Origin of the sequence: Streptomyces sp. NRRL B-3229, from assembly GCF_000719505.1 — a bacterium.
In the GTDB taxonomy this organism is placed as follows: Bacteria; Actinomycetota; Actinomycetes; order Streptomycetales; family Streptomycetaceae; genus Streptomyces; species Streptomyces griseorubiginosus.
Genome location: NZ_JOGP01000017.1, coordinates 1 through 23,170, shown reverse-complemented (window position 1 = coordinate 23,170; position 23,170 = coordinate 1). Strand labels below are relative to the sequence as shown.

The following is a 23,170-nucleotide window of genomic DNA, read 5'->3' as shown; positions in this document are numbered from 1 at the left end:
GCCCTGCTCCTTCCGTTGTCCGTCCGCCGTCACCCGGACGCCAGGCCGGCCTGCTGACTGATCTTCACGACGACGAACTCGGCGGGCTTCAGCGGTGCGAACCCGACGAGAACGTTGACCACTCCGGCGTCGACGTCGGCCTGGGTGGTCGTCTCCGCGTCGCACTTCACGAAGAACGCCTCGGAGGGCGTGCTGCCCTGGAACGCGCCCTGACGGAACAGCGTCGTCATGAAAGAGCCGATGGACAGCCGCAGTTGGGCCCACAGGGGTTCGTCGTTGGGTTCGAACACGGCCCACTGGATGCCGTTGTAGATACTGACCCGCAGCATGATCGCGGTGCGCCGCACCGGGACGTACCGCCATTGCGGGTCCGCGCTGATCGTCCGGGCGCCGAAGACGACCACGCCCGCTCCCGGGAAGCGGCGGATCACGTCGATTCCCCTGGGGTTGAGGTTGCCGTGGTCGACGTCGCTGAGCTCCGCGCCGAGGCCGACCACCCCGTTCAGCCCGGCCTCGGTGCCGGCCGGCGCCTTCCACACCCCGCGGGAGGCGTCGATGCGGGCGTAGAGCCCGGCCACGCAGCCGGAGGGCGGCAACAGAATCGGTTCCGCCGAACGCCCGCTGGGATCCAGCGACTTGACCCACGGAAAGTACAGGGCTCCGTAGGAGTTCGACGTGGTCAGTCGGCTGCGGAAGGCGGTCGCGTCGGCGACGGTGTCGTCTCCGCGGCCGGTCTCGGCGAGGTAGAAGACGTCCTGGAGGGGACGGTTGGCGCAGTAGGCCATGCCCAGGTCGGCCATCGCCGGGGTGCTCTCCCCCGGTACGGCGAGCAGGCTGAAGTCGGTGACGTGGTCCAGTCGGGAGAAGGCGTCGCCGAAGGAGGACTCGGTCAGCTCCGCCACCCCGTCGGAGCCGGCGGTTGCCGCTGTGACCGGCGCTGCGATCCCCGAGTCGCCCACCTGGAGCAGAGAGACGGCGGCCGGGCGGCGCGGGGCGATGCCGTCCTCGGAGCGCCCGCCCGCTGCCTCACCGATCCTGAGCAGCGCGGTGGCGTCGTGCGTGGCGGCGGGCTGGACGCGTACGGAGGAGGTGGCCGCCTGGGTGCCGGACCGGAGCACGAGCCGGGACTGCGAACCGGCGGTCTCCGCCGTGCAGGTGAACGCGGAGAAGGCCGCGGGGTCGGTCGAGGCCTTCCGTTTGGTCAGGGCGTGCACGGCGGTCTCGATGGCACTCGCCACGTCCGAGAGCGCGGTGGCCGTGCTCGCACCCGTGGCCAGGGTCACCGGCTGGTAGCCGTCGCCGTCCAGGGAGATCCGGAAACCGAGGTGGGTGTCCAGCGGGAGGGTGGGGCTGAGGCCGCCGCGGTGAACGCCGTGCTGGGTCGCGTTGTTGCCCGACAGCACCTGGACACCGATCAGCCCGGATGCCTGGCCGACGACGTCGACGACGTAGGCGGGTGAGGCCGGGTCGACGCTGAGGTTGTCGAAGACCTCCAGCGGCGGCAGGTCCTGTGGGCTGTCGGGCACGGTGGCGGGGTCGGTCTGCCGGCGGACCGTCAGCTTGAAGAGGTTGCCGGGGTCCAGCGTGGCGTCCTCGATCTGGAGCAGCAGCGTGTTGCCCCACTCCCCCTTGCTCTTCGCCGAGAACCTCATTCCGGCCACCGGGGAGGCGGCACGGTTGTGGACCGTCACGTCGGCGACAGCGGCGTCCCGCCGGGTCACCCGCGCGATGTAGCACTGCCGGCCGCCGTTGGCGAAGTACTGGAAGACACCGTGGGCGAGGTGACCGTCGGCGATGAACGAGCCGTAGACGCGTTGGAAGTCGGTCCAGTTGGTGACCAGACCGGCACCGGTGTCGGGGCCCATCTCGCTCAGTCCGACGAAGGCGGCCGTGGACGTACTGGCGGTGTCGAGCGGCCGTACTCCGCCGGCCACCTCCTGGACGTAGACGCCCGGGTAACTCAGGGCAGGCATGGGTGTCTCCTCTGCGAGTCTGCGATACGAAACCTGGGGCGCATCCTCATCCGGCGGCGCCGGGGCGTTTCCGGGAGCGCTGCGGCTTGCTTCCGCCGGGGATCTCCCCCTGCCCAGCGGGCCCTTCGGGCTCTTCGTCGGCCTGCTCCACCTCGATGTCGCCGCGCCGGCGCAGCTTGTCCAGGCAGGCGTTGTCCGCCACCTCGGCGTCGCGCAGGTCCGCCGACCAGCACCCCGGGGACAGCCGGACGGTGCGTCCGCTGTTCAGGGCGACCATGAGCGGCCCCGATGCGAGCAGACTCCTGATCCGTGCGGTCATGTGCCTCTCCTCCCGTGCCGCCGGGCCGATGCCCGTCGGTTCCCGCGTTGCTCGGACCTCGCGGTCCCTCAGTCCTCCCGGCTGCGGTCCGCAACCGAGCGGATGGTGTCGAGCAGGTACTCCGGCCACGGGGCCCCCGCCCTGTGCACCCGCTCCACGAGCCGGCACACCCGGACCAGACCGAGCCGGTCCGCCGGGTCCACGACCACCACGGCGAGGTCCGGGTGGCTCCCCAGCAACGCCAGGCAGGCACCGAGCGGGCCGGTTCCGGAGGCGGCGGTGAGCAGAACGTCGGCGCCATGGGCTTCGAGTGCGGCGGCGGCCTCGGCCGCTCCGCGTGCGCTGCCCACGATCGTCATGTCCTCGGGTTGTGCGGCGATGCGTTCCACGATGTCGCGGTCGAGGGCGACCATGTCCGCGACGAGAACTCGAATCGGGTCCATCGGTGTGTCCCGCTTCCGGTGAGAACAGTCTGGTGAAGCGCCCCGGCCGCGGCATGAATCCTCAGGGTCCGGAAAGGGCCCGGTCCTGGATCCGGATCCCGCGGTGGATCGCTGGTGGGAGACGCTGTCCTCATGACGTCACGTCGTGCTTGCCGGGGGACCCGGCCGGTGGGCATGCCGATGCGCCCAACGGCACACGACGCAGCCCGCTGGTCGGGGCCTTGTGCGGCGGTTCGGGCACCTGGCACCTCCGTGCGAAGAGGGCGTCAGGGTGATGGTGCCGAGATCCTCCGGAGGGCGAATGAACCCGGGCGATCCGAAGAGGGCCTGTTCCCGGATCCGGATCCCGCGGCCGGTGCGGGCAGGGCGGGCCTGAGGCTGCGTACCGCGGCGGCCACTTCACCCCGGCTGCCGACGCCGAGTTTCTCCAGGACGTTGTGCACGTGGTTCTTCACGGTGGTCAGCTGGATGTGCAGCAGCCGGGCGATCTCCTTGTTGGCGTGCCCGGACTCGATCAGCGCCACGATCTGGAGTTCGCGGGAGGTCAGCCGGGGCGCCTGTACTCCCCTGTGGACACTGGCCAGTGCCGCCAACCGTCCCACGAGTCCCGCGGCGACTCCGGCGCGGCAGTTGAACTCGCCCCGGGTCGCCGACCGCAGGGTCTCGACCAGATCCGTGAACGAGCTCTCGTTGGTGACGTATCCGGCGATGCCCGCCTCGGCGTACGTCACCACGTCGTCGGGCCGGTCGGAGATGCCCAGCACGACACACGGCAGGGCGGTGCGGTCGGCCAGTCGGTATAGGGCGTCCAGGCCCCGCTCGCCGGCCATCGCCCCCGTCATGTCGAGCAGGACCACGTCGACCGCAGCTCCGGCGAGGAACGCCTCTGCGGCACCGACCCCGGGCGCCGTCCCGACCACCTGGACCCCCGATTCGGTCCGGAGCAGATGGGTGAGGCCCTGGAGATAGATCCGGACCGGTGAGATCACGGCCACTCGGATCACCTCGACCCCTGCCGTCACACTGTTCACTCGCTCGCCCGCACGACCCGTATCGCTCATTCGAATGCATCCCCCGATGCGTACCCGCAACTCGCCCGGCGCTCCGGATCCCCGTTCACCCGGCGCCTGTTGGCCCACCAGGCTGCTCCGCCGACCGTCGGCTGTCACGTCCCGTTCCGGTCACCGGACCGAGACGGCGGGGCCGGTCGGCGGAGCGGGACGGCGGGAGGCCCGTCGGCGGGGCCGGTCGGCGGAGCGGGACGGCGGGAGGCCGGTCGGCGGTGCCGGTCATCGGAGCGGGACGCCGGGAGGCCGGTTGCCGGGTGACGGTCCGCATCCGCCGGCCTTCCCCGGGAGGGGAGCCGCCATGCGTGGCCGCGCTCCGCGGCACCGGCGGCGACGGCCTCCGTGGACCAGGCGGTGTCCGTGTGCGCCGAGCGGCACCGTTCGGTTTCCTGGGCGACTCGCGGCGGCCGGGGCCCGCGGAAGCGGCGGGGCGGCAGACCGGCTCGCCGATCCCGCACACGCCACCTCAGGACTGCTCGTCGCGCCGGGGCGGGGCCGTGTCGACGCGGCGGCGCGGATGAGCCGCGTGGGGGTCGGAGCCTTACCGGTGTCCGCGGTTCCGGTGGGCAGCCGGGCATGATGACCGCCCCGGACTCCGCTCCCCCGCGTCCGGCACCCCCGGCCGAGGGTGCCCTCGTTCACCTGGACGGCTTTCAGCCTGTGTCGTGCTCAGTGCTGATGGTGATCGTGCTGGGACAGATAGAGAGGACTGATCTGTCGCCAGTAGCCGTACACGAGGTCCTCGGCCTCCTGCGCCGCCCGCTGAGCGCCCGGCGCCTCCGTCGGCAGGCCTTGTACGGCTCGACCGCCGGCAGAGCCCATGCGCCAGGCAGCCTTCAGCGTCGCCCGACGCGATGCACGGCGGTACGCGGCGGCAGAGCAGGGGCTGCTGTGTCGGCCCGACAGACACCATCGCGAGAGCAGCATCGCCGCCACCGCCGACAACGCGCTGACGGCGTACATCTCATTCCCGGCCACCGGTTCCTCCTGCCGAACGCATGGACCGTGCCGGGTTCGCCTGCCCCCGTATCGCATTCTCAACGTCACAGCTGGGCTACGAAAACCTCACAGCCGTCGCCGGGTGGTGGGGCGACGCCCGGCACGGACAAGGTCATCTTCGTACGGCTGCGGTCGCATTCCCGTGATCAGCGGTTCTGGCGTGCGGAAGCGGTCCGGCAGGGGCTCGGGGCGATCACCTGGTGAACGTGCTCCTGGACGGCCTGCATGGGGACGGGCCGCGCCTCCCGCACCACGGTGTACCGGCTGACATGTCCGGCGACCTGAGGACCAGCGACCCCCGCAGCCTCGAACGCACGGGTCGGGACGCCCCGCGGCGGCAGCCGCTCTAGGCTGGAGGAGGCCGGTGGAGGCCAGTCCCGGCGGACACCGCTGTCCGGACGGAGGTGTGACGCGTGACGATCGCCGACGCTCAGGACGACGCCCCGACCGCCGTCGTCGTGGTCGATCCGGACGGCCGGGTGAGCGGCTGGAGCGAGGGAGGAACCCAGCTGCTCGGCTGGACGGCGGAGGACACCGTCGGACGGCCGGTGACCGACCTGCTGGCCGGGCCTGTGCCGCCCGGGTTCCCCGAAAGCCACGACGCGGACGTCTCCGGGCCTGTCGCCCTGCGTCACCGCGACGGTCACACGGTGGACTCCGTGATCACAGCACAGCCGTTGCGCGGCCCCCATGGGCTCGTGCAGGGCCAGGTGGTCACCGTCCAGCGGTGGGATCGCCGACCGGTGATCGCGGACCGGGCCTTCGAGCAGTGCCCCTTCGCGCTGGGCGTCTACGACCCAGAGCTGCGGTTCCTGTGGATCAACGCCTCCTCGGGACGGGTGATCGCACACACCGAGGAACAGGTGGTAGGCAAGAAGTACCGCGAGGTGCTACCCGAGTTCGACCGCTCGCTGTTTCCCGAACGGGACGACAAGCCCTACACCGACAAACTCGCCGAGGTGGCGAGGACGGGCGTGCCTGCCCGCCTGATCACCGTCTTCCGCCCGCTCGGCAGCAACTACGCCAATGCCTGGGCCACCAGCATCTGGCCCGTCCGGGATGCCGAGGGCAACGTGCGCGGGGTCGCCAACTGGGGATTCGACATGAGCGCCGAGTACTGGGCCCGGCAGCGCCTGCTCATCCTCAACGAGGCCACCACCGGAATCGGGCGCACCCTCGACGTCGTCGGCACCGCGCAGGAGCTGGCCACGACGTCCGTGCCGGGGTTCACCGACCTGGTCACCGTGGATCTCTTCGACGAGGTGCTGCGCGGGGAGGAACCACCCGCACCGCCGAAGACGAGCCACGACGAACCCCTCACGCTCAGCCGTGCCGCCCTGTACGGCGCCGGGGAGGACGCCCTTCGGCCGGCCGGCCCCGGGGGGACAGTGCCCGTCACGCACGCTGTGCATTCCGTGGCCGCCACCTGCATGGCCACCGGAAGGTCGACCGTGGAGCTCGCCGTCGATCCCGGCGTCGGCGGTGAATGGGCCTTCGGCCCGGGCCTGGCCTCGGACCCGGCCCACTGGCCGCCCGGCAATCCCGTGGTCGACAAGGGCATCACGGCGGAAGGACTGACCGGCCGTATCACGGTGCCCCTCCGGGCTCGCGGCGCACTGCTGGGCGTCGTCACCTTCTCCCGGCTCGACCGGCCCGAGTCCTTCACCGCCGACGACCTGATCCTCGCCGAGCAACTCGCCGCCAAAGCGGCCGTAGCCATCGACAACGCCCGCCGGTACGTCCACCAGAGCACCACCGCGCTGACCCTCCAACGCAGTCTGCTTCCCCAGCGGTTGCCCCACCAGGAAGCGGTCGAGGTGGCCTCGCACTACCGGCCCGCGGGGATCGACGCGGAGGTGGGCGGCGACTGGTTCGACGTCATCCCCCTGTCCGGCGCACGGGTCGCGCTGATCATCGGCGATGTCGTCGGGCACGGCCTGCACGCCTCGGCCACCATGGGCCGGCTGCGCACGGCGGTGCGCACGCTCGCCGACGTCGACCTGCCGCCGGACGAGTTGCTGACCCATCTCGACGACCTGGTCCTCCACTTCGCCAGCGACCTCCAGCCCACCAGTCACTTCCAGACGACCGCCGAAACGGGGGCAACCTGCCTGTACACCGTCTACGACCCGGTATCGCGCCGTCTGACGCTGGCGAGCGCCGGTCACCCGCTCCCCCTGGTCATCGCTCCGGACGGCACCAGGATCCCGGTGTCCGCACAGCCGGGGCCGCCGCTCGGGATCGGGGGCCTGCCGTTCGAGGCGACCGAGGTCGAGCTGCCGGAGGGCAGCCTGCTGGCCCTCTACACCGACGGGCTGGTGGAGAACCGTGAGCGCGACGTCGACCAGGGGATCGCCGAGTTGCTGGGTCTCCTGGACCACAAGGCTCCCTCACTGGAGGCTTTGAGCGACACGGTGATGGAGGCCATGCTGGCCGAACACCGCACGGACGACGCCGCGGTCCTGCTCGCGCGCACCCGCGCGCTCGATCCCCAGCACGTCGTCGACTGGGACGTCGGGCCGGACGTCGCCGAGGTGTCGCGCGCCCGCCAGTTCGCCGTCGACCAGGTGGAGGCCTGGGGGCTGGAGGAGACGGCGTTCGTCACCGAACTGGTCGTCAGCGAACTGGTCACCAACGCCATCCGGTACGGAGAGCCACCCATCAGGCTCCGGCTGATCCGTGACACCGCCCTGATCTGCGAGGTCTCGGACTCCAGCAACACCGCACCGCACCTGCGCCGTGCGCGGGCCTTCGACGAGGGCGGCCGGGGTCTGCTGCTGGTCGCCCAGCTCACCCAGGGATGGGGCACCCGGCACACTCCTCACGGCAAGACCATCTGGTGCGCGCAGTCCCTCGCACCCACCCCCGGCGAAACGCCGCCACCCCTACCGTTCGAGTGAGCGTGGTGGCCAGGACCGGTCGGGTAAATGATGTCTCCGCGGCGGACTTCAGCCGTCCCGTCGGTCATCCTGCGCGCCACGGTCGACGAGATGGTGATCCGGGTCGACGCGTTCGTGGTGAGCCGCCGGAGAGGTGGCAGCACGCGTCTCGACTCCCCCTCCCCCACAGCCTGCCAGGGCTTCGGCGGCCCGTCGCCGGCCGGCGCGGAAGCGGCGCAGGTAGGACCACGCCATGGGACCCGGAGGTACGCCGCGGGCGAAGGCGCGCATGTTGCGTTCGCCCGCGTTGTATCCCAGGGCGAGGAGTTCGTCGCGGGTGTACCGGCGCACATGGCGTGCCGGAAGCCTGCCGTCGAGGTCCTTCAGGTGCAGCGCCGCCGCGCGGATGGCGAAGGCGGGGTCGTCCCGCAGATCCTGCCAGCGCCCGGGCAGGTCGTGTGTCCGTCGTACCTGGTCGAAGGCCGCCCGGTGCATGTTGGCCACCCCGAAGGACGCCTCCGGCTTCCACCACTGCCACAGCCGCTCCAGCAGCGGATGGTGGGGCTTGTACGCCTCGTTGTACAGGACGCCCATCACCAGCCGAGGAGAGACACCGGCCTCCTCGGCACTGCGCGCCACCGCGTCGGCGTAGTCGGCGGGGTCGTAGCCACCGGGCCGCAGCGGCGGGACCGGGGCGCTGTCACTGTCCATGGACCTGCACGTGCCCTCAAGGTCCCGCCGCAATCCCGCCCGCCGTCGATCAGCACGAGGCTTGCGCTCGCTCACGCAGACCAGCCCAGCACGCCCACGGCAGCCGACAGCGCGCATATGGTCCTGCCTCACATCCAAGTGACGTCCCAACACCTGTGAACTCCGCGCTCTTGCGGTTTCAGACGATGGGGCCGCTCTCGACCGTCTGGCCGGCCTGAGCGGCCATGCGGCGCAGCTCTCGCACCACTTCGCCGAGATCGTCACCCGCAGCGCCGAGTGGCTGGCCGCCACCTTGCGCGGCTGACCGCCCCACCATCCGTTCCCGTCCGGTCCGCCGGAGCCCACGGGGCCCGGCGGACCGGCCCCCGTCCACCGAACACAACGAGGTGTCGTGATGCGTCTGCTCGGACTTGCCTGCGGGCAGCAGGACGGCAGTGCCGAGGTACTGCTGAAGGCCGCGCTCACCGCGGCCGCGCGCGAGGGGACAGCCGTCGAGATGGTAAGGCTGACCGACCTGTCCCTGGTGACCGCGGCCACCGCGGACGCCGTGGACGACGCGGCCTGGTTCTGCGACCAACTGCTCGACGCCGACGGTGTGATCGTCAGCTCGCCCACCTACACCCGCAGCGCACCAGGTGCCTTGAAACTCCTCATCGATCGCGCCTTCGGTCCGCGCACGGACGTGGTCTTCGTCCGTGAGGCCCTCGCCCGGCGCGACCACGGGCGGGCCGGGCAGGAAGAGCCTCGCGGCCTTCTGGGCCTCGACACGGCCCCTGACCCGCGGGTCCTCAAGCCGCGTGTGGCCGGCTTCATCGCCGTGGGCAGCTGCCCCTCACCCCACTGGCGCACGCTGACGCTGCCCACTCTGCACGCCCTGGCCTTCCCCCTGCACATGGCCGTCGCCGACCAGATGGAAGTCCCCACCCCCGGCGGCCTGGGCGGCATAGCCACCGACCCGACGGCCGTGGCGCGCGCCGAGCGGCTGGGTGGCGCCGTGGCCAGGCAACTCGGCCTGCCCCACGACGAGGTCCGGTTCCTGGGGGAGCCCGGCACCTGTCCGATGTGCCACCTCGACCTGATCGTGCTACGCGGCGACCACGCCGAATGCGGCACCTGCGGAGCCGCGGGCCGGTTCGTCGTCGAGGACGGCGACGTCCGGGTCGACTTCTCCCCCGCCGGCACCGCTTCCTCCGTCCACACCCTCACGGAGCTCGAGGAGCACCACCGGGAACTGCTGGGCGCCGCCTCGCGGGAGCCGGACCCCCAGGAGATCGACAAGCACGCCGCCCCGTTCCGCGACAGCGTCCCCGTCGTGCACCCACCGCGGCTGTAGACGACCGTTCGCGGGCTCTGTGCCGTCGGCCCTGCGGCACGCCACCGCCTAGGCCTACTTCACCCTGGTGTCCAGGACCACCATTCCGTAGCCGAGGCACGCGGCCGTCAGTACGCGACGGGGCCGAACCGTGTCGTCACGCCGTTTCTCCGAGGCCGCCGACGGCGACCGCAGGGTTTTCCTTGGAGAGCGTCTCGTGCCAGCTCCTACAGCAGCGCCAGTAGTTTCAGATCGGCCACGTACTCCTCGATTGCTCCTGACAGGGGTCGTACGGGTGCGTCGTACACGTGGAGCAGCTGGAGGAGGGAGTGCTTCCGCTGCCGTTCGGGCAGCGCCTCCAGGGCGAGGCGGTCATCCGCAGCATTTACGGCAGGGCCCGCCTGCCGCGCCGTAGAGGCCCTCAACCTGACGCCGGCGAGCCTCGACGGCGTGCCCCGGTGGTGGCCGCGGTGCGCGGCCTCGGGGCCAGTGCCGCGCGCAGTGCCGGAGTGAGGATGTGGCGTATCTCGGACGTCGTGAGGGCGGACGGGGTGGGCAGGGGGTTGAGGTAGCGGGTGTAGATGAGGCCCCCGAGGATCGTCACCACGGCCGTGGCGCGGGCGGTCGCGTCCCGGCCGCCGAGAAATTCAACAAGCCGGGCCAGCAGCTCACTTTCCAGGTACTCACGGATCACCTCGGCGGCCTCATCCCCCTGGGCGGTCAGCGTCAGGAAGTCGGCGTCCTCCCACAGACCGGTCACCGCGTCGATGAGGCGGTCGGGGAGGGTGGCCGGGTCGCCGGCCAGGACGTGGTCCACCGCCACTGCGTTGGCGCACTGGAACTGCATGACGTCCGCGAACAGGCCCTTCTTCGAGCCGAAGTGATAGGCGATCAGTGCCGCCTCCACGCCGGCGACCGCGGCCACCGCGCGCACCGTGGTGCCCCGGTATCCGCGCTCCAGGAACAGCGTCCGCGCCGCCGAGACGATGCCCTCGCGGGTCGGCGGGTTGCCGCGGGGCCGTCCTCGCGTGCGGGCAGGGGCAGGGGCGGCGTTATTCATCAGCGTTGAGCCTGCGGTGCGTGATCGGCACAGTCAAGGGCGTTCCGGCAGTCATCAGCCATGTGAAAGGACGGCCGCACACCATGCGTATCGCAGTCTTCGGCGCCAACGGACCGACCGGCCGCCACCTCACCGAGCAGGCCCTCTCCACCGGCCACGAGGGCGTCGCCGTGACGCGCCGCCCCGGCTCCCTCACGCCACGACCCGGCCTCACCGTGGCCGTCGCCGACGCCACCGATCCGGCAGCCGTCGAGGCCGCGGTCGGCGGGACGGACGCCGTCCTGTCGGCCCTGGGCGCGCGCTTCAGCAAGGAGCCCATCAGCTTGTACTCGGCGAGTGCCACGGTCATCACCGGGGCGATGAGCCGCCACGGCATCAAGCGGTTGCTCGCCGTCAGTTCGAGCATCGCCGACCCGAACTGGCGCCCCACCGGCGCGCACTTCTTCAACCATGTGCTCGACCCGCTGGTGAACCGGCGTCTCGGCCGCACCCTCCACGAGGACATGCGCCGCATGGAGGCCGTGATCCGTGGGACGGACCTCGACTGGACCCTCGTCAGGCCGTCGGGCCTCTTCGAGCATCCTCACGTCACGGACTACCACGCCCGCGAGACCAGCGCTGACGGTGTCTTCACCGCACGTGCCGACCTCGCCGCGAGCATGCTGCGCGAGCTGGCGGAAGGCCAGTACGTCCGCACGGCGATGGGCGTCATCACCACCGCGGTGAAGCCGAACATCGTCAAGCTGATCTGGCAGGAGGGTGTGCGGAAGAAGTGAGCGGCAGCGACAGCTCGACCGGCCTGATCCGGGTGACTACGTCAGGGGTGCGCAGTGCACGTTGTTCGCTCCGCCGCTCTGGTCGGAGATCCGTCCCCAGTAGCTCACGCAGTGCCCGGGGTGGCCGATGTACACCGGACCGGCGTAGCTCTTGTAGGAACCCTCATCGAACTCGGGGTCCACGTCCTGGGCGTCCGTGACCGCCGCCAGCATGGAGACAGCGGTGCCGGTACGGGCGCGCACGGTGACCACGCAGTCCTTCCCGGTCGACGGGTTGTACGTCAGGTAGACCGTGCCCGCCGTACCGACCGGTGAGGAGTCGGCCACCGTGTAGCCCGCCCCGCAGACACCGTTGTACTTCGCCAGTGGCGTGGCCGCCCCCGCCTGCGGCGCGACAGCCCCCATGGCGCCGATCACCGCGGCCGCGACCGCTCCGACCGCTGCGGCACGCTGAATGATGTTCATGTCGATCCCCCGTTTCGTCGACTGCTCCAACAGCTGTCGACCACGGAAGAACTGACCGTCCTCACCCGTCCGGCGTTGTAGGCCACCGGCACCGGTTACCGAACCCGTACACGGACTGAACGGCTCCGTGGCAGTCCCCTCAGGAAACAGCACTCGAGGGCCCCCGTGCCCGGCTCCCCTCACACGCGAGGCCGGTTCAGCAGCCGGGAGAGGACGATGGCGCTCTCGGTCCGTTGGACGGGAGCTGTGGAGCGGACGCGTTGGATGGCACGTTCCAGGTGGGGGATGTCTCTGGCGAGCATGTGCACGACTGCGTCGGCGGCGCCGGAGACGGTGCACGCTTCGACGACCTCGGGGATGTCCTTCAGGGCTTGGCACAGTTCGGCGGGGGTGGGATTGCCGGTGCAGAAGACCTCGACGAATGCCTCGGTGTTCCAGGCCAATGCCTGAGGGTCGATGAGGGCGGTGAAACCCCGGATCGCGCCGGTGGCCACCAGGCGGTCGAGACGCCGTTTTGCGGCCGACGCGGACAGCCCGGCCGCGGTGCCGATCTCGGCGTACGTGGCTCGTGCGTTGTGCACCACGCAGCGGACGATCGCTTCATCGATGGCGTCCATGACTTCGCTCCAGGGTCAGAGGCTGCTGCCTCGCCAGGGCGCGGCGGAGACAGGGACGGGGGCGAGGCGCGCAATAATCCGCCATTGACCCGATGACATTGCAAGAAAGCCACGGCAGACAGCAGCAAATGGCGATTGCTTGCGCAGTGCGCCGAACATAGTCTCCGGCTTGTCCTGATGTCACGTGCCGGGAGCAGTGTTGATGACAGCAATTCTGAGCGACGTGGAAGCCTCGGCCCTGGCCGCGGTGGACGAGGCCGCCATCGCCCGGTTGCTGCTGGAACTTCTCGCGATTCCGAGCGTGACGGGGAGCGCCGCGGAGTCCGAGCTTCAGCACGTTTTGGCCCGCCACCTGGAGCGGATGGACCTCGATGTGGACCTGTGGTCCATGAACCTGCCCGAGCTGCGTGCCCAGCCCGACTTTCCCGGCAGCGAGGCCGCACGCACGGAGGCGTGGGGCCTGGTGGGCGGCACACGGCCCCAGGGCGACGGACCCACCCTGGTCCTCCAGGGGCATGTCGACGTCGTCCCGCCCGGGGACCTGGCGCGATGGGAGGGCGACCCGTTCCGTCCGCGGGTCACCGGGGACGTGGTGCACGCAAGGGGAGCGTGCGACATGAAGGCGGGGACGGTGGCGATACTCGCCGCCCTGGCCGCGATACGGGAGGCGGGCGCAAGGCTGCGGGGACAGGTGTCGGCGCACTTCGTGGTCAGCGAAGAGGACGGCGGACTCGGCGCGTTCGGCACCCTTCAGCGCGGTCACCGCGGTGACGCCTGCATCATCACCGAACCGACGGCCGGAGCGCTCATGACCGCGAATGCCGGCGCCCTGACCTTTCGCATCCAGGTACCCGGCCGGGCCACCCACGGCAGCACCCGATACGCAGGAGTGAGCGCCATCGACGCCTACCTGCCCATCCACCGTGCGCTCGCCCACCTGGAAACCCGCCGCAATGCCGGCGCCGACCCGCTCATGTCCGAGTACCCCGTCCCCTACCCGCTGTCCGTCGGCACCGTCCATTCCGGCGACTGGGCCAGCAGCGTCCCCGACCTGCTGGTCGCCGAAGGAAGACTGGGCGTCCGGCTGGACGAGGACCCGGCTCAGGCACGCACCGAACTGGAGGCGTGCGTGGCCGAGGCCTGCGAGGCCGACCCCTGGCTGCGCACCCACCCCGCCACGGTGACGTGGCCCGGCGGGCAGTTCGCCAGCGGACGCCTGCCGACCGGGCATCCCCTTGCCGCACAGGTCGCCGCCGCGCACGCCGAGGTCACCGGCGGCCCCCGCCCTGCCGAGCGAGGCGCACCGTACGGCAGTGACCTGCGGCTGTACTCCGGGGCGGGCATCCCCACCTTGCAGTACGGCCCCGGCGAGGTGCACCTCGCACACGGCCCCCAGGAACGCGTCCGCGTGAGCGAAGTCGTCACGGTCACCCGGGCGTTGGTGCTCGCCGCACTGCGCACGGTGGGTACCAGGTAGGAGCCGCCGGCCCCGTCCCCTGCCGGTTGCTCACAGCCGGGTGGGTCCGCACCGGGAGGTGCGGGACGCGGGCGATGGACGCCCCTACTCGGAGGCGGCGCCTGCCCGGAGTATCTCGATCCCCGCTCGGTCCGTGTCCACCGGTGCCGCGTTCAGGCGGTGTGTCAGCACCCAGCGTCCGTCGTCCGTCGCTCCGGCGAAGAGGGAGGCGTGACGTGTCGCCCCGTTGTGCCACAGCAAGGGGCCGGACGTCTGCCAGCTCGGTGCGGGGTCTCCCAGCCGACGCTCCACCAGAAGCCGGACTACGAGGTCGGCCGCCGCACGGGGAGTTGCCCACAGGCCTCCCGCAGGCAGGATCGCGCCGTCCATCGTCCACGGCCGGCGGGGTCGGCCCAGGAGTCCGGGGGTCGGGAGCCGTCGGCCGGGGTCGGGGTTGACGGCCACCTCCGTGATGCCGAGCGGCCGCAGGACGTAAGCGGTCACAAGCTCCTCGTACGTCATCCCCGAAGCGACCGTCAGGGCCGCGCCGAGCACGGCGTAGCCAAGGTTGGAGTACTCCTCCTCCGTGCCGGCAGGGCGCGTGGCGAGCGTGTCGAGTCGGGACAGCAGCTGGTCCAACGCTCGGCGGTCGAACGAGGCGTACGGGTCACGGCGGGAGTGCCGTCCGGGTGGCAGACGTGGGAGGCCCGAGGTGTGCCGGGCGAGGTGCAGAAGCGTGATCCCTGTCCCTGGAGCCGCGGGAAGCCACCGCTCCACGGGGTCGTCGAGCGACAGCACCCCGGAGGCGGCCAGACGGGCCAGCGCGGTGCCCGTGACAACTTTGGTGAGCGAGCCGATCTCCACGAAGCGGTCCGCGGCGTGACCGTTGCTGAAGGTCGGCGGGCCTGTGTGGGTGAACACGCAGGTCGGTATGCGTCGCACGGCGGCCCTCACATCTCCCGCGGCGACACTGCGCAGACGTACGCGATGGTGCCGCAGGCGAATGGCGACGGTAATGCTGTGAGTGATGGCTTGATGCAGGGGTGGTTCACACGGTCTCCGTTCAGTGCCTCAACAGGGCCCCTCGTTCGGGCAGTCACCCATTTTCGAACGGCATCCAGCCCACGGCGGCAGGGTCGGACGAATCCGCGTTTCATAGTTCAAACGAGGTCACGCTCTGAGAGCCTGCCTACGACGGCCTGAATCAACACCACTGAAACGGGAGCGGCGATGATCCCGCGCGTGGCTGTATCGGAGCCGATGCCGACCGATGACCGCGACCGGGTACTGGAGGCCGCGGCCGGGGTGCCGGGCGCCCGCGGCACCTATCACCTCGTTGATCCCGCGACCGGCAACCAGGCCGCCCCGTAAGGGCGAAGGCTCAGCCAGGCGGCAGCATGAGGCCGGTCTGCACGAGGGATCCCGCGGGGTTCCAGTGATCGTGCCGAGATCGGCGCGCGCCGGGGCTGGGACGAAGAGCCCCGTCGCGAGTGCGCCCCTGCTCACTCTGGCGGCCTGGAGCCGGGGCGTGCCGCGATGGTGGCCGATGGCACGGGGGCGGCCTTCCGTCGAAAGAAGGCCGCCCCCGGCTCCTGAGTGCGGCTCGTCAGCCTTGGTGCGGTGCGCCGTGGACGACGAGTTCGGTCGCGTCGAGGTATCGGCAGCCCGAGGGGCCGGAGTCCTTCGCGCAGTCCACGCCGTTTTCGGCGGCCTGGTTGCCGAGCATGTTCAGTCGGACGTACTGGACGTTCTGGCCGGTGCCGTCCTTGAGGGTGACGGCGTTCTGCCGGCCGGTGTCGGCGGGCTTGAAGTGGCCCTCGGCGGCGGTGGTCCAGGTGGTGCCGTCGGAAGAGGTGTCGATCCGGTAGTCGCCGAGGGACGCGGTGGTGTCGTCCCCGCAACCGGCTGTCGGGTCGATGAGAAGCCCCCCGATGTCCACGGCCTCCGGCAGCTTGATCGTGCCGTGGATCGGGTCGACCCCGGTGCCGTTGGAGCCGCCGTTGGCGTCCGAGCCCCACACCGCGGACGACGTGTCGATCAGGCTGCCGGGCCCGCAGCCGAAGTCACTGGCGTCGGAACCGTTGAAGTCGGTGATCGCGGCGCCACCGGAGGAGGCCGCCCAGTCGCGGGTCAGCGACCAGTCGGCGCCGGCAGAGCCGGACTTGACCTCGACCGTGTTGACCTTCGGCTCGTAGCCGTTGCCGCTCGCGTACACCTTCCGGTACGTGCCCTCGGGGACTCCCGGGATCGCGTAGGAACCGTCCCCACTGGTCACGGCGGAGAGGTCGGCACCGGGGAAGCCGGAGTTGTGGCCGCTGACGCTCACCGTGACCCCGCTCAAGGGGGCGCCGGTCATGTCGTCGGAGACCTTGCCGGTGAGCGTGACCCGCGGGGTGCCCGGGCCGGGCGGCAGGGAGAAGTCCTCGTCGGGCTGGGCGTCGTCACTGGAGAGAGCCGCGGCGAAGTACCCCATCCCCCGGTGTGCGAAGACCTTCCAGATGGCCGTGCGGGCCCGGCCGCCGTTGACCACGGTGTCGGCCTCCAGGATGGCGTTGCGCTCGTCGAGGAAGGACGGGGTGGCGGGCGACACCTCCATCGCCCGGGTCAGCAGCGATTCGGTGAGCTTGCTGCCGAGCACGTCGCGCAGGTCCCAGAGCGTCTCGCTCCAGATCTCCCCGTCATAGTGCGATTCGGGACCGTCGGGGCCGATCTTCCCGTAGTCGCCGTACGTGTACCCGCCGGAGCCCGCGTTCTTCGTCCCCGGGCACTTGGCCGACTTCGACCCCACCCGGCAGTCCAACGCCTGGCTGCGTGAGGGGTATTGGTCCGTCCAGTGCGGCGGGTCGAGGGCGACGTCGCCGTCCTTGTGCGGACTGTCCTTCAGCGTCTTCTGGTTGACCAGGAAGTCCAGTGCGTACCAGTCGCTCCACGCCTCGCCCATGGCCACGGACTGCCCGCCGGTGAGGGTCGAAAGACCGTCGGCGTCGACGACGAGCCGGTTGGACAGGCCGTGCGTGTACTCGTGGTAGACGGTGGCGGCGTCGTCTCCCCAGTTGCCCTGGAGGATGCCACCGGACTCGGCGCCGGTCAGGTACATCTGCATCACGGGCGGCCGGCCGTCCGGCGGTGTGCCCATGTTGGCGTTGTTCAGGTGGTCCCCGTCCGGCAGCCCGTTGTTGATCGCCGCGCCGTCGTCGGTGTTCGCCTGTACGGCGTCCCCGTCACGTCCGTCGAAGTTGCCGGCCTCGCGGGTGAAGCCGATCGGGGGGGCTTGCAGGTGGTCGTGGAAGGTGCCGAGGTAGTAGTAGACCTGCGCGGCGTTCTGCTTGCGGTTGGTCTTCCAGGAGTTCGGCTTCTTCTGGTTCCAGGAGCAGGGCAGCGGATCGTCGCAGCCCTTGCCGGTGAAGGGTTTGAACGGGAAGGCGAACGTCCCGCTCGCCGTCGGGGCGACCTCCTCGCCCTTGTCCGCCTTGTTGTTGTCGTTGACGTCGCTGTAGACGTGCGCGATGCGGCCGTCGAGGGTCTTGGCGTTCTTGGGGAGCCAGCCCTTGGCGGTCAGGTTCCGGGTGCGCTGTTTGCCGCCCACCGGGGCGCCCGGGTAACGGTCCCAGACCAGTACCTTGCCGCTGGACGCGGGAGCGGACGCGGCTGCGGCTGCGGCGTCGGCGTCGGCGTCGGCGTCGGCGTCGGCGTCGGACAGGGGCTGACCGGCAGCGGACGTCCCGGCCGGTGAAGCGGTCAGATCGGAGGACAGGTCCTGCCGGTACAGGACCCGGCCGCTCACGGCGTCGACGACGTGCAGCCACATGCCGTGGCCGTCCGGCGAGGTCACCGTCTGCCAGGCGCGGCGAGCGGTGCCGCCGGGAACCGGATAGACGACCTGCTTGGCGGTGTCGGTGGGCGCGCTGCCGCCGGCCTTTTCTCCCGCGATGTCACGGACGGCGTTGTCCCGGGCCTGCGTTCCGCTGACCCGGGCCCGGGCCAGCGTCGACGGCAGCTTCGTCACCGGGGCGCCGAGCACGCTGACCAACCGTCCATCGCGAGAGACGTTCGCCTTGACGCCGTTGCCGAAGACCGGCACGCCGTCGACCGACTGGACGAACGACAGGTGACGTATGCCGGCGACATCGGTGTACTGCTTGCGCAACGTCAGATCGTGGACCTGGGCGTCGGTCAGGCCGAAGACGTCTGGATGGGCTCGCAGGTAGTCCCGGACGATGTCCTCGGGGCTGCCGTCACTGGCTGACGTCAGGTACCCGTCCAGCTTGGCCACCTGGCGTGCAGTGCCGGTGGTCGGGTCCAGCTCCAGCACGCCCTGGGCGCCGAGCCGGCTGCGCAACTTCCTTACACCAGGGCGCTGTTCGGCCTTCGCGAGCCGGGCGTCACGACGGATCAGGGTCTGCTGGGAGGGGACGGCGGGCGTCCGGGCCGCCGGGGTACCGGTGTCGGCGGGGGGCATTGGGTCGTCCGAGGCCGCGTTCGCGGTGCCAGGGAGGATGGCGACGGTCAGCGCAAGGCCGGCCGTCGCCGCGAATATGGTGGTGCGCGTTCTGCGCAGGTCGGCTCTCGCCATGTCACGCCTCGTGGGGGGTGAGGAGTCCAACGGCTGCACGGGGCAGCCGAGTTGATCACTCCTGACCCTGTCATCACTTGCGTCTCACGAGTAAGCCTGAAACTTCAAGTTTCACAGAAGGTGCACAGGTCGCCGACCCCGCCGATCCGCCCTGCCGACTCGCTCTGCCCGTCTGCCGGTTGTGCCGCTGTCGGTAAGCTGTGGTCAGCCGCCGCGGGCAAAGGCGTGGTGGGAAATCCGCTTCAATCCTCGAGATTGTGACCTGTGTCGGTCTGAGCAGGTTCGAGTCCGGTAGCCCGCGGCGGTGCGGTTGCGCTTCGCCCCGGTCGGCAATGGGCCGAACGCGGTGCCGAGTCAGGCGAGCTGAAGGCGAGGACGGGTGGCGTTGGTCCCCGAACCCGATTCCGTTACGGAGACCAAAGGTCCATCCGCAGGTCCATCCGCTCCGGGGAGAACAGGGCTTGTCCGACGACAGGATTCAGCCAGGAGGAGGTCCCGATCGAGCGTGCCCTCAGATCTTCCAGGTGCGGAGCCGGTCGGCGACCTCAGGTACGCGCAGGCCGGTGTCTCGGATCTTTCGCACGAGGTCGGACAGGGCACCGTAGGGCGGGTCGATTCCCTCACCGGACTGGTCCATGTACTGGGCGGCGATGAACGCTGCGTAGAGGCTGTTGCGGTGCGGAAGCGGCTCCAGGCGCACGATGGTGTGCATGAGGGCGGCTGCCCGCCAGGCGGCGTCGGGGTCCGCTGCCTGGAGTGTGGGCAGCTTGGTCTTGTGCCGGGCCACGGCGGCGACGAGAGCGGAATAGTCGGTGACCGACATGTCCTCGGAGCCGAGCGCGGCCTCCTGGACATCGAGGAGCCAGGAGACGTCGACGTACAGGTGCATCAGGCCGCGGCGCTCCCGCCGGGGCGCTGGGACGGAGGCACCTCGTCGGGGAAGGCGTCGTCGAACTCGTCGCGCAGCCGGTCGGACCAGCTGCTCGCTCCCGCGATGAACTGCTTGCGCTGCATCTCCCGGACACCGAGGTCGTGCAGGTACTGCTTGAGGCTCTTGCCCTCGGCGGCGGCTGCGGCGCGCACGCCTTCGAGTTCCTCGTCGGTGAAGGACACGTTCAGGGATGGCATACCCGGATGGTACCTACTAGGTACCGGATAGGAGAACGGCATGCGGCGTGCGCCACCCGTCACGATCCCGCGACCGCGCTCCCCGGAGGAAGCGCGGGAACGGGCACCCGGATGACACTGAGCGGCGCGGGAGGTTGCTGTCCGCGACGACGAACCCGGCCGACCCGTCAGTGACGGCGCCGTGCTGCCATCCACTGCCAGACGTGGGTTCCGTTCATGCTGGGGTCGTTGCGGGCGACGTAGATCCATGACCAGTGGCCGTCGAACTGGCGGCCGTTCCACACGACGTGGTCGTAGAGCGTCATCAGTGAGCCGGGGATCGTGTCGTGCGCGTGCGCAGTGTTGACCTGCGGGTCCACGGTCGTGTCGTCGCGTGAGGCGACGAGCCAGGTGGGGGTACTGATCCGGGCCAGGTCGCTGTCGGGGATCAGGGGTGCACCGCCGGGCGGGAACGAGGCGACGACACCGCAGACCGGAACCGATGCGGCGAACAGCGTGGGGTAGACCGTGGTCATCTTCAGACTCATGTAGCCGCCGTTGCTGCATCCGGCGATGTAGATCCGGTCGCGGTCGACGTGGTTGCGGCGGGTGACGTCGCTGATGATCTCGTGGATGAGCGGGGCGAAGCGGGGGCCGTCCTCCATCCAGTACGAGGTGCTCTGCGGGGCGAGGACGTAGGCGCCGTCGAAGATGCGCTGCGCCTCGGGGGTGGCGAAGCCCAGGGCGCCGCGGTTGGCGCGCAGGGTGGTCTCGTTGTCGTAGTAGTGGTTGGGCAGTGAGGCGCCCTCGCCTCCGCCATGCAGCCACACGATCAGCGGGCGCTTCTTGTTCCGGGAAGGGTGCGGGGCGGTGGGCGAGTACAGCCGGTACTTCATTCCCGAGCCGGAGACGCGCGAGCTGAAGGCGTCCACCTCGGGGTCCGACAATCGCGGGTCCTGAACGAAGTCGTCGATGACGATCGTCCGGTGGTTGCGTAAGGGTATCGGGGCGTGCTGAGTGAGGGTGTAGACGAGGTCGAGCATCACGTTGCGGCCCGCGCGCGCGAGGTAGCCGAGCGTGCCGCCCCCGGTCTGGCCCTCGCCGTGGCTCAGTTCGAGCACGATGTCGCCGCGATGGTCGAGCCGAACGGCGGTCACCGCTCGGTCGACGTCGTACTCGCCGAAGATGATGTCGTCGGGGGCGACGGGAAACGGGCTGGTGGCTTTGGCGTGCACGCTGAAGGTGCCGGTGGTCAGTCCGGCCGGGTCGACCGGGCCGAGCCGGGAGGTCCTGAGGGTGAGCGACGTGACCTGCTCTCCCCCGTCGAGGACCTGGGCGTTCAGGGTGAATCTCACGCTGGTGGTCGCACGGTCGTCTGCCTACGCGACAACGCCGGGCAGGGACAGGCCGGCAGCGCCCGCTCCGGCGGCCAGGACGGTGCGACGGCTGATACGTGGTGCCATGCGGACTCCTTGTTGGGGGTTCGGAGGCTTCACCACGACCAGCTCGCGCCGAACTCGGCGGCACGCCACCGAGAAGCGCGAACGGTCGACCCCGATTTCCGGGGCACACACGACCAGATCTCTGCCGATGGCAATAGTCAAGAGTCATACAGGGCTGACACCGCCACAACTGTCCCAGGACGACGGCCAATCGGTCCGGTCGCCGTCCCCCACGACGGCGACCCGGATCCAGCTGTCTGCCACGACCCCCGACGCGCCCGGCGACCCGCGGATCTGTCCGCGGGTCGCCGGGCGATCACCACTGGATGGGGCCGAGCCGATCGGTGAAGGTCCCGCTCGGGCCGTCGGGGTCCAGCAGCGCCAGGCGAACGATCGAATCGGTGCCCTCGGTCACGGTCAGCTGGCCCATGTTGTTGTTCATGTCGGTGGCTGCGAAGGTGCGGTTCACGACTTCCCCGGGGGTGGCGGCGTTGAACTTGATGCCCGGGAACGCCTGCGCGTAGCGGACGGTGAGCATGTTCAGCGCCGCCTTGGAGGAGCTGTAGGCGAGCTCGTGCATCTTCGAGACCGGCTGCTCCGGATCGGTCACCACGGAGAACGCCCCGACGGCGCTCGACACCATCACCACCCGCGGGTGGTCGGCGGCCTGCAACAGCGGCAGGAAGGCGTGGGTGACGCGGATCGGGCCGTAGACGTTGGTGTCGTAGACGGCGTGGACCTCGGCGACGGTCGCCTGCGCGGGGTGGATCGCGTGGCCGCCCGCGCCGGCGTTGTTGATCAGGACGTCCAGCCGGTCGGTGTGCGTGCGGACCAGTTCCTCCGCGGCCGCCACGGACTCCTCCGAGGTGACGTCGAGCGGCACCAGGACGACGTCGATGCCGTCGGCGGCCAGCTTCTCGGCGGCCTCGCGGCCCCGGCCCTCGTCCCGGGAGCCGAGGAACACCTTCCACCCCAGCTTTCCGAGGCGGCGGGCGGCCTCGCGGCCCAGACCCTTGTTGGCACCGGTGATCAGGACTGTGGACTGCTTCGTGTCGGTCATGCCCCCAAGACACCGCTCCCGTCGCTCCCGTGACACGTTGTGAGCGGCATCACATCACCGGAGTTCATGCGCACGTTGTCCTGCACGACGACCCGCGGCGCACCGAGCTGCTGGTGTGCGGCGGGCCGGGTCCACCCCGTCGCGTTCCCGGGCACAGGTGGGGGACGCGGCTACAGGATCGCCGGGCACGAATGACGGCCCCCGACAACAGGCCGGCCCGTCAGGGTCGAGACGCACGACCTGCCCGGCCAGGTCGTGCGTCTCAGCCACGGCGATCCCGTGCGGCATACGACCCGGCCCGGCACCGCGTGTGCGGCGCCGGGCCGGTGACGATGCTGTGCGAGGACGTCAGCCCTGGCGGGCCTTGAAGCGGGGGTCCTTCTTGTTGATCACAAAGGTCACGCCACGCCTGCGCACCACCTGGGCGCCGGGCTTGGTCTTCAGCGAGCGCAGGGACTTGCGTACCTTCATAACGGCCTCCTTGCCGGGGCTTGCAGGGGGAGAACGGGTGGCTCGCGGACGAGATGTCCACGTCGACGACCGGGTACGTGATGCCGTCCTCCCACACCACCGTGCTCTGCGCGGCGACAGTGGAGCGGGTGAGCAGCTGGAAGCCTGCCGCGCGGTCACGGAAGACGACGGGGCGCAGGGCGGGGTGAATGCCGGATCTCATGGGTGGTGCCTCCTTCAAGGGGCCCCGGCCTTGGACCGGGGCCTGTGTCAGCGTGTCTCGCGGAACGGAACGTGCTTGCCGGCGACCGGGTCGTACTTGCGCACGACCAGCCGGTCGGGGTCGGACAGACGGTTCTTCCGCGTCACGTACGTGAAGCCGGTGCCCGCCGTCGACCTGAGCGTGACGACGGGACGCGTGGTGCTGCGTGCCATGAGGACTCCTTCCACCACCACCGAGC

At 70.5% G+C, this 23,170-nt stretch carries 22 protein-coding genes and 1 pseudogene; 5 read left to right on the top strand and 18 right to left on the bottom strand.

What is annotated here, in order from left to right; genetic code table 11:
* Positions 1-29: 29 nt before the first annotated feature.
* The 5 genes from IF54_RS0125480 to IF54_RS0125460 all read right to left on the bottom strand — a co-directional run bounded on the left by IF54_RS0125480 (position 30) and on the right by IF54_RS0125460 (position 4,780).
* Complete coding sequence (locus IF54_RS0125480; RefSeq protein ID WP_051735524.1) at positions 30-1,973, bottom strand: phage tail sheath family protein; 1,944 nt, start codon at positions 1,971-1,973, stop codon at positions 30-32.
* A 46-nt stretch (positions 1,974-2,019) separates the two neighbouring features.
* Positions 2,020-2,292, bottom strand: coding sequence for a hypothetical protein (locus IF54_RS0125475; protein ID WP_030322587.1), 273 nt, complete (start codon positions 2,290-2,292; stop codon positions 2,020-2,022).
* Positions 2,293-2,360: 68 nt separating this feature from the next.
* The gene (locus IF54_RS0125470) at positions 2,361-2,735 is read right to left on the bottom strand and encodes a hypothetical protein (RefSeq protein WP_159002188.1); all 375 of its coding nucleotides are present in this window, start codon (positions 2,733-2,735) and stop codon (positions 2,361-2,363) included.
* Positions 2,736-3,001: 266 nt separating this feature from the next.
* Entirely contained in the window at positions 3,002-3,730 is a 729-nt protein-coding gene (locus IF54_RS0125465) for a LuxR C-terminal-related transcriptional regulator (protein ID WP_159002186.1), read from the bottom strand.
* Between the two features lie 741 nt (positions 3,731-4,471).
* Positions 4,472-4,780 (bottom strand): hypothetical protein, encoded by a 309-nt coding sequence (locus IF54_RS0125460; RefSeq protein WP_030322582.1) that lies wholly within the window; start codon positions 4,778-4,780, stop codon positions 4,472-4,474.
* Between the two features lie 434 nt (positions 4,781-5,214).
* On the opposite strand from IF54_RS0125460, the gene IF54_RS0125455 reads away from it, so the two are divergent.
* Positions 5,215-7,701 carry a SpoIIE family protein phosphatase gene (locus tag IF54_RS0125455; protein ID WP_030322581.1) on the top strand — a complete coding sequence of 829 codons (2,487 nt, stop codon included), beginning with the start codon at positions 5,215-5,217 and terminating at the stop codon, positions 7,699-7,701.
* 48 nt (positions 7,702-7,749) lie between these two features.
* Here IF54_RS0125455 and IF54_RS0125450 read toward each other — a convergent pair whose 3' ends face one another.
* Positions 7,750-8,391 (bottom strand): lytic transglycosylase domain-containing protein, encoded by a 642-nt coding sequence (locus IF54_RS0125450; protein WP_234439056.1) that lies wholly within the window; start codon positions 8,389-8,391, stop codon positions 7,750-7,752.
* 394 nt (positions 8,392-8,785) lie between these two features.
* Here IF54_RS0125450 and IF54_RS0125440 point away from each other — a divergent pair, with 394 nt between their 5' ends.
* Entirely contained in the window at positions 8,786-9,724 is a 939-nt protein-coding gene (locus IF54_RS0125440) for an NAD(P)H-dependent oxidoreductase (RefSeq protein ID WP_030322576.1), read from the top strand.
* A 400-nt stretch (positions 9,725-10,124) separates the two neighbouring features.
* Here IF54_RS0125440 and IF54_RS0125435 read toward each other — a convergent pair whose 3' ends face one another.
* Positions 10,125-10,763, bottom strand: coding sequence for a TetR family transcriptional regulator (locus tag IF54_RS0125435; RefSeq protein WP_030322574.1), 639 nt, complete (start codon positions 10,761-10,763; stop codon positions 10,125-10,127).
* Positions 10,764-10,846: 83 nt separating this feature from the next.
* Here IF54_RS0125435 and IF54_RS0125430 point away from each other — a divergent pair, with 83 nt between their 5' ends.
* Positions 10,847-11,539 (top strand): NAD(P)-dependent oxidoreductase, encoded by a 693-nt coding sequence (locus IF54_RS0125430; protein ID WP_030322572.1) that lies wholly within the window; start codon positions 10,847-10,849, stop codon positions 11,537-11,539.
* Between the two features lie 36 nt (positions 11,540-11,575).
* On the opposite strand, the gene IF54_RS0125425 is transcribed toward IF54_RS0125430, so the two are convergent.
* Positions 11,576-12,004, bottom strand: a complete 429-nt coding sequence (locus tag IF54_RS0125425) for a hypothetical protein (protein WP_030322570.1) — start codon at positions 12,002-12,004, stop codon at positions 11,576-11,578.
* A gap of 179 nt (positions 12,005-12,183) precedes the next feature.
* Positions 12,184-12,621: an Lrp/AsnC family transcriptional regulator gene (locus IF54_RS0125420; RefSeq protein WP_020140604.1), complete on the bottom strand. Its 438-nt coding sequence runs from the start codon at positions 12,619-12,621 to the stop codon at positions 12,184-12,186.
* Positions 12,622-12,823: 202 nt separating this feature from the next.
* Here IF54_RS0125420 and IF54_RS0125415 point away from each other — a divergent pair, with 202 nt between their 5' ends.
* On the top strand, positions 12,824-14,098 hold the full coding sequence (locus tag IF54_RS0125415) for an ArgE/DapE family deacylase (RefSeq protein ID WP_030322567.1): 1,275 nt from the start codon (positions 12,824-12,826) through the stop codon (positions 14,096-14,098).
* Between the two features lie 84 nt (positions 14,099-14,182).
* Here the strand turns inward: IF54_RS0125415 and IF54_RS0125410 are convergent, their stop codons facing one another.
* Positions 14,183-14,998 (bottom strand): serine hydrolase domain-containing protein, encoded by an 816-nt coding sequence (locus IF54_RS0125410; RefSeq protein ID WP_037820533.1) that lies wholly within the window; start codon positions 14,996-14,998, stop codon positions 14,183-14,185.
* A 321-nt stretch (positions 14,999-15,319) separates the two neighbouring features.
* Here IF54_RS0125410 and IF54_RS43975 point away from each other — a divergent pair, with 321 nt between their 5' ends.
* Entirely contained in the window at positions 15,320-15,448 is a 129-nt protein-coding gene (locus tag IF54_RS43975) for a hypothetical protein (protein ID WP_267884972.1), read from the top strand.
* 235 nt (positions 15,449-15,683) lie between these two features.
* Here IF54_RS43975 and IF54_RS0125400 read toward each other — a convergent pair whose 3' ends face one another.
* The 8 genes and pseudogenes from IF54_RS0125400 to rpmG all read right to left on the bottom strand — a co-directional run bounded on the left by IF54_RS0125400 (position 15,684) and on the right by rpmG (position 23,144).
* Entirely contained in the window at positions 15,684-18,650 is a 2,967-nt protein-coding gene (locus IF54_RS0125400) for a M36 family metallopeptidase (RefSeq protein WP_030322562.1), read from the bottom strand.
* 511 nt (positions 18,651-19,161) lie between these two features.
* Positions 19,162-19,539 carry a hypothetical protein gene (locus IF54_RS0125395; protein WP_030322560.1) on the bottom strand — a complete coding sequence of 126 codons (378 nt, stop codon included), beginning with the start codon at positions 19,537-19,539 and terminating at the stop codon, positions 19,162-19,164.
* Positions 19,539-19,778 (bottom strand): hypothetical protein, encoded by a 240-nt coding sequence (locus tag IF54_RS0125390; RefSeq protein ID WP_030322559.1) that lies wholly within the window; start codon positions 19,776-19,778, stop codon positions 19,539-19,541. Before IF54_RS0125390 ends, IF54_RS0125395 begins: the two co-directional genes overlap by 1 nt.
* Before the next feature lie 167 nt (positions 19,779-19,945).
* Positions 19,946-21,112: a prolyl oligopeptidase family serine peptidase gene (locus IF54_RS39765; protein ID WP_234439055.1), complete on the bottom strand. Its 1,167-nt coding sequence runs from the start codon at positions 21,110-21,112 to the stop codon at positions 19,946-19,948.
* Between the two features lie 403 nt (positions 21,113-21,515).
* Positions 21,516-22,259: an SDR family NAD(P)-dependent oxidoreductase gene (locus tag IF54_RS0125380; protein WP_030322551.1), complete on the bottom strand. Its 744-nt coding sequence runs from the start codon at positions 22,257-22,259 to the stop codon at positions 21,516-21,518.
* A 348-nt stretch (positions 22,260-22,607) separates the two neighbouring features.
* Positions 22,608-22,730: a type B 50S ribosomal protein L36 gene (gene ykgO, locus IF54_RS0125375; protein ID WP_030322549.1), complete on the bottom strand. Its 123-nt coding sequence runs from the start codon at positions 22,728-22,730 to the stop codon at positions 22,608-22,610.
* 31 nt (positions 22,731-22,761) lie between these two features.
* Positions 22,762-22,932 (bottom strand): annotated as a pseudogene (locus tag IF54_RS41405) (50S ribosomal protein L31); the annotation flags it as partial.
* 47 nt (positions 22,933-22,979) lie between these two features.
* Entirely contained in the window at positions 22,980-23,144 is a 165-nt protein-coding gene (rpmG, locus tag IF54_RS0125365; protein ID WP_030322547.1) for a 50S ribosomal protein L33, read from the bottom strand.
* Positions 23,145-23,170: the final 26 nt, after the last annotated feature.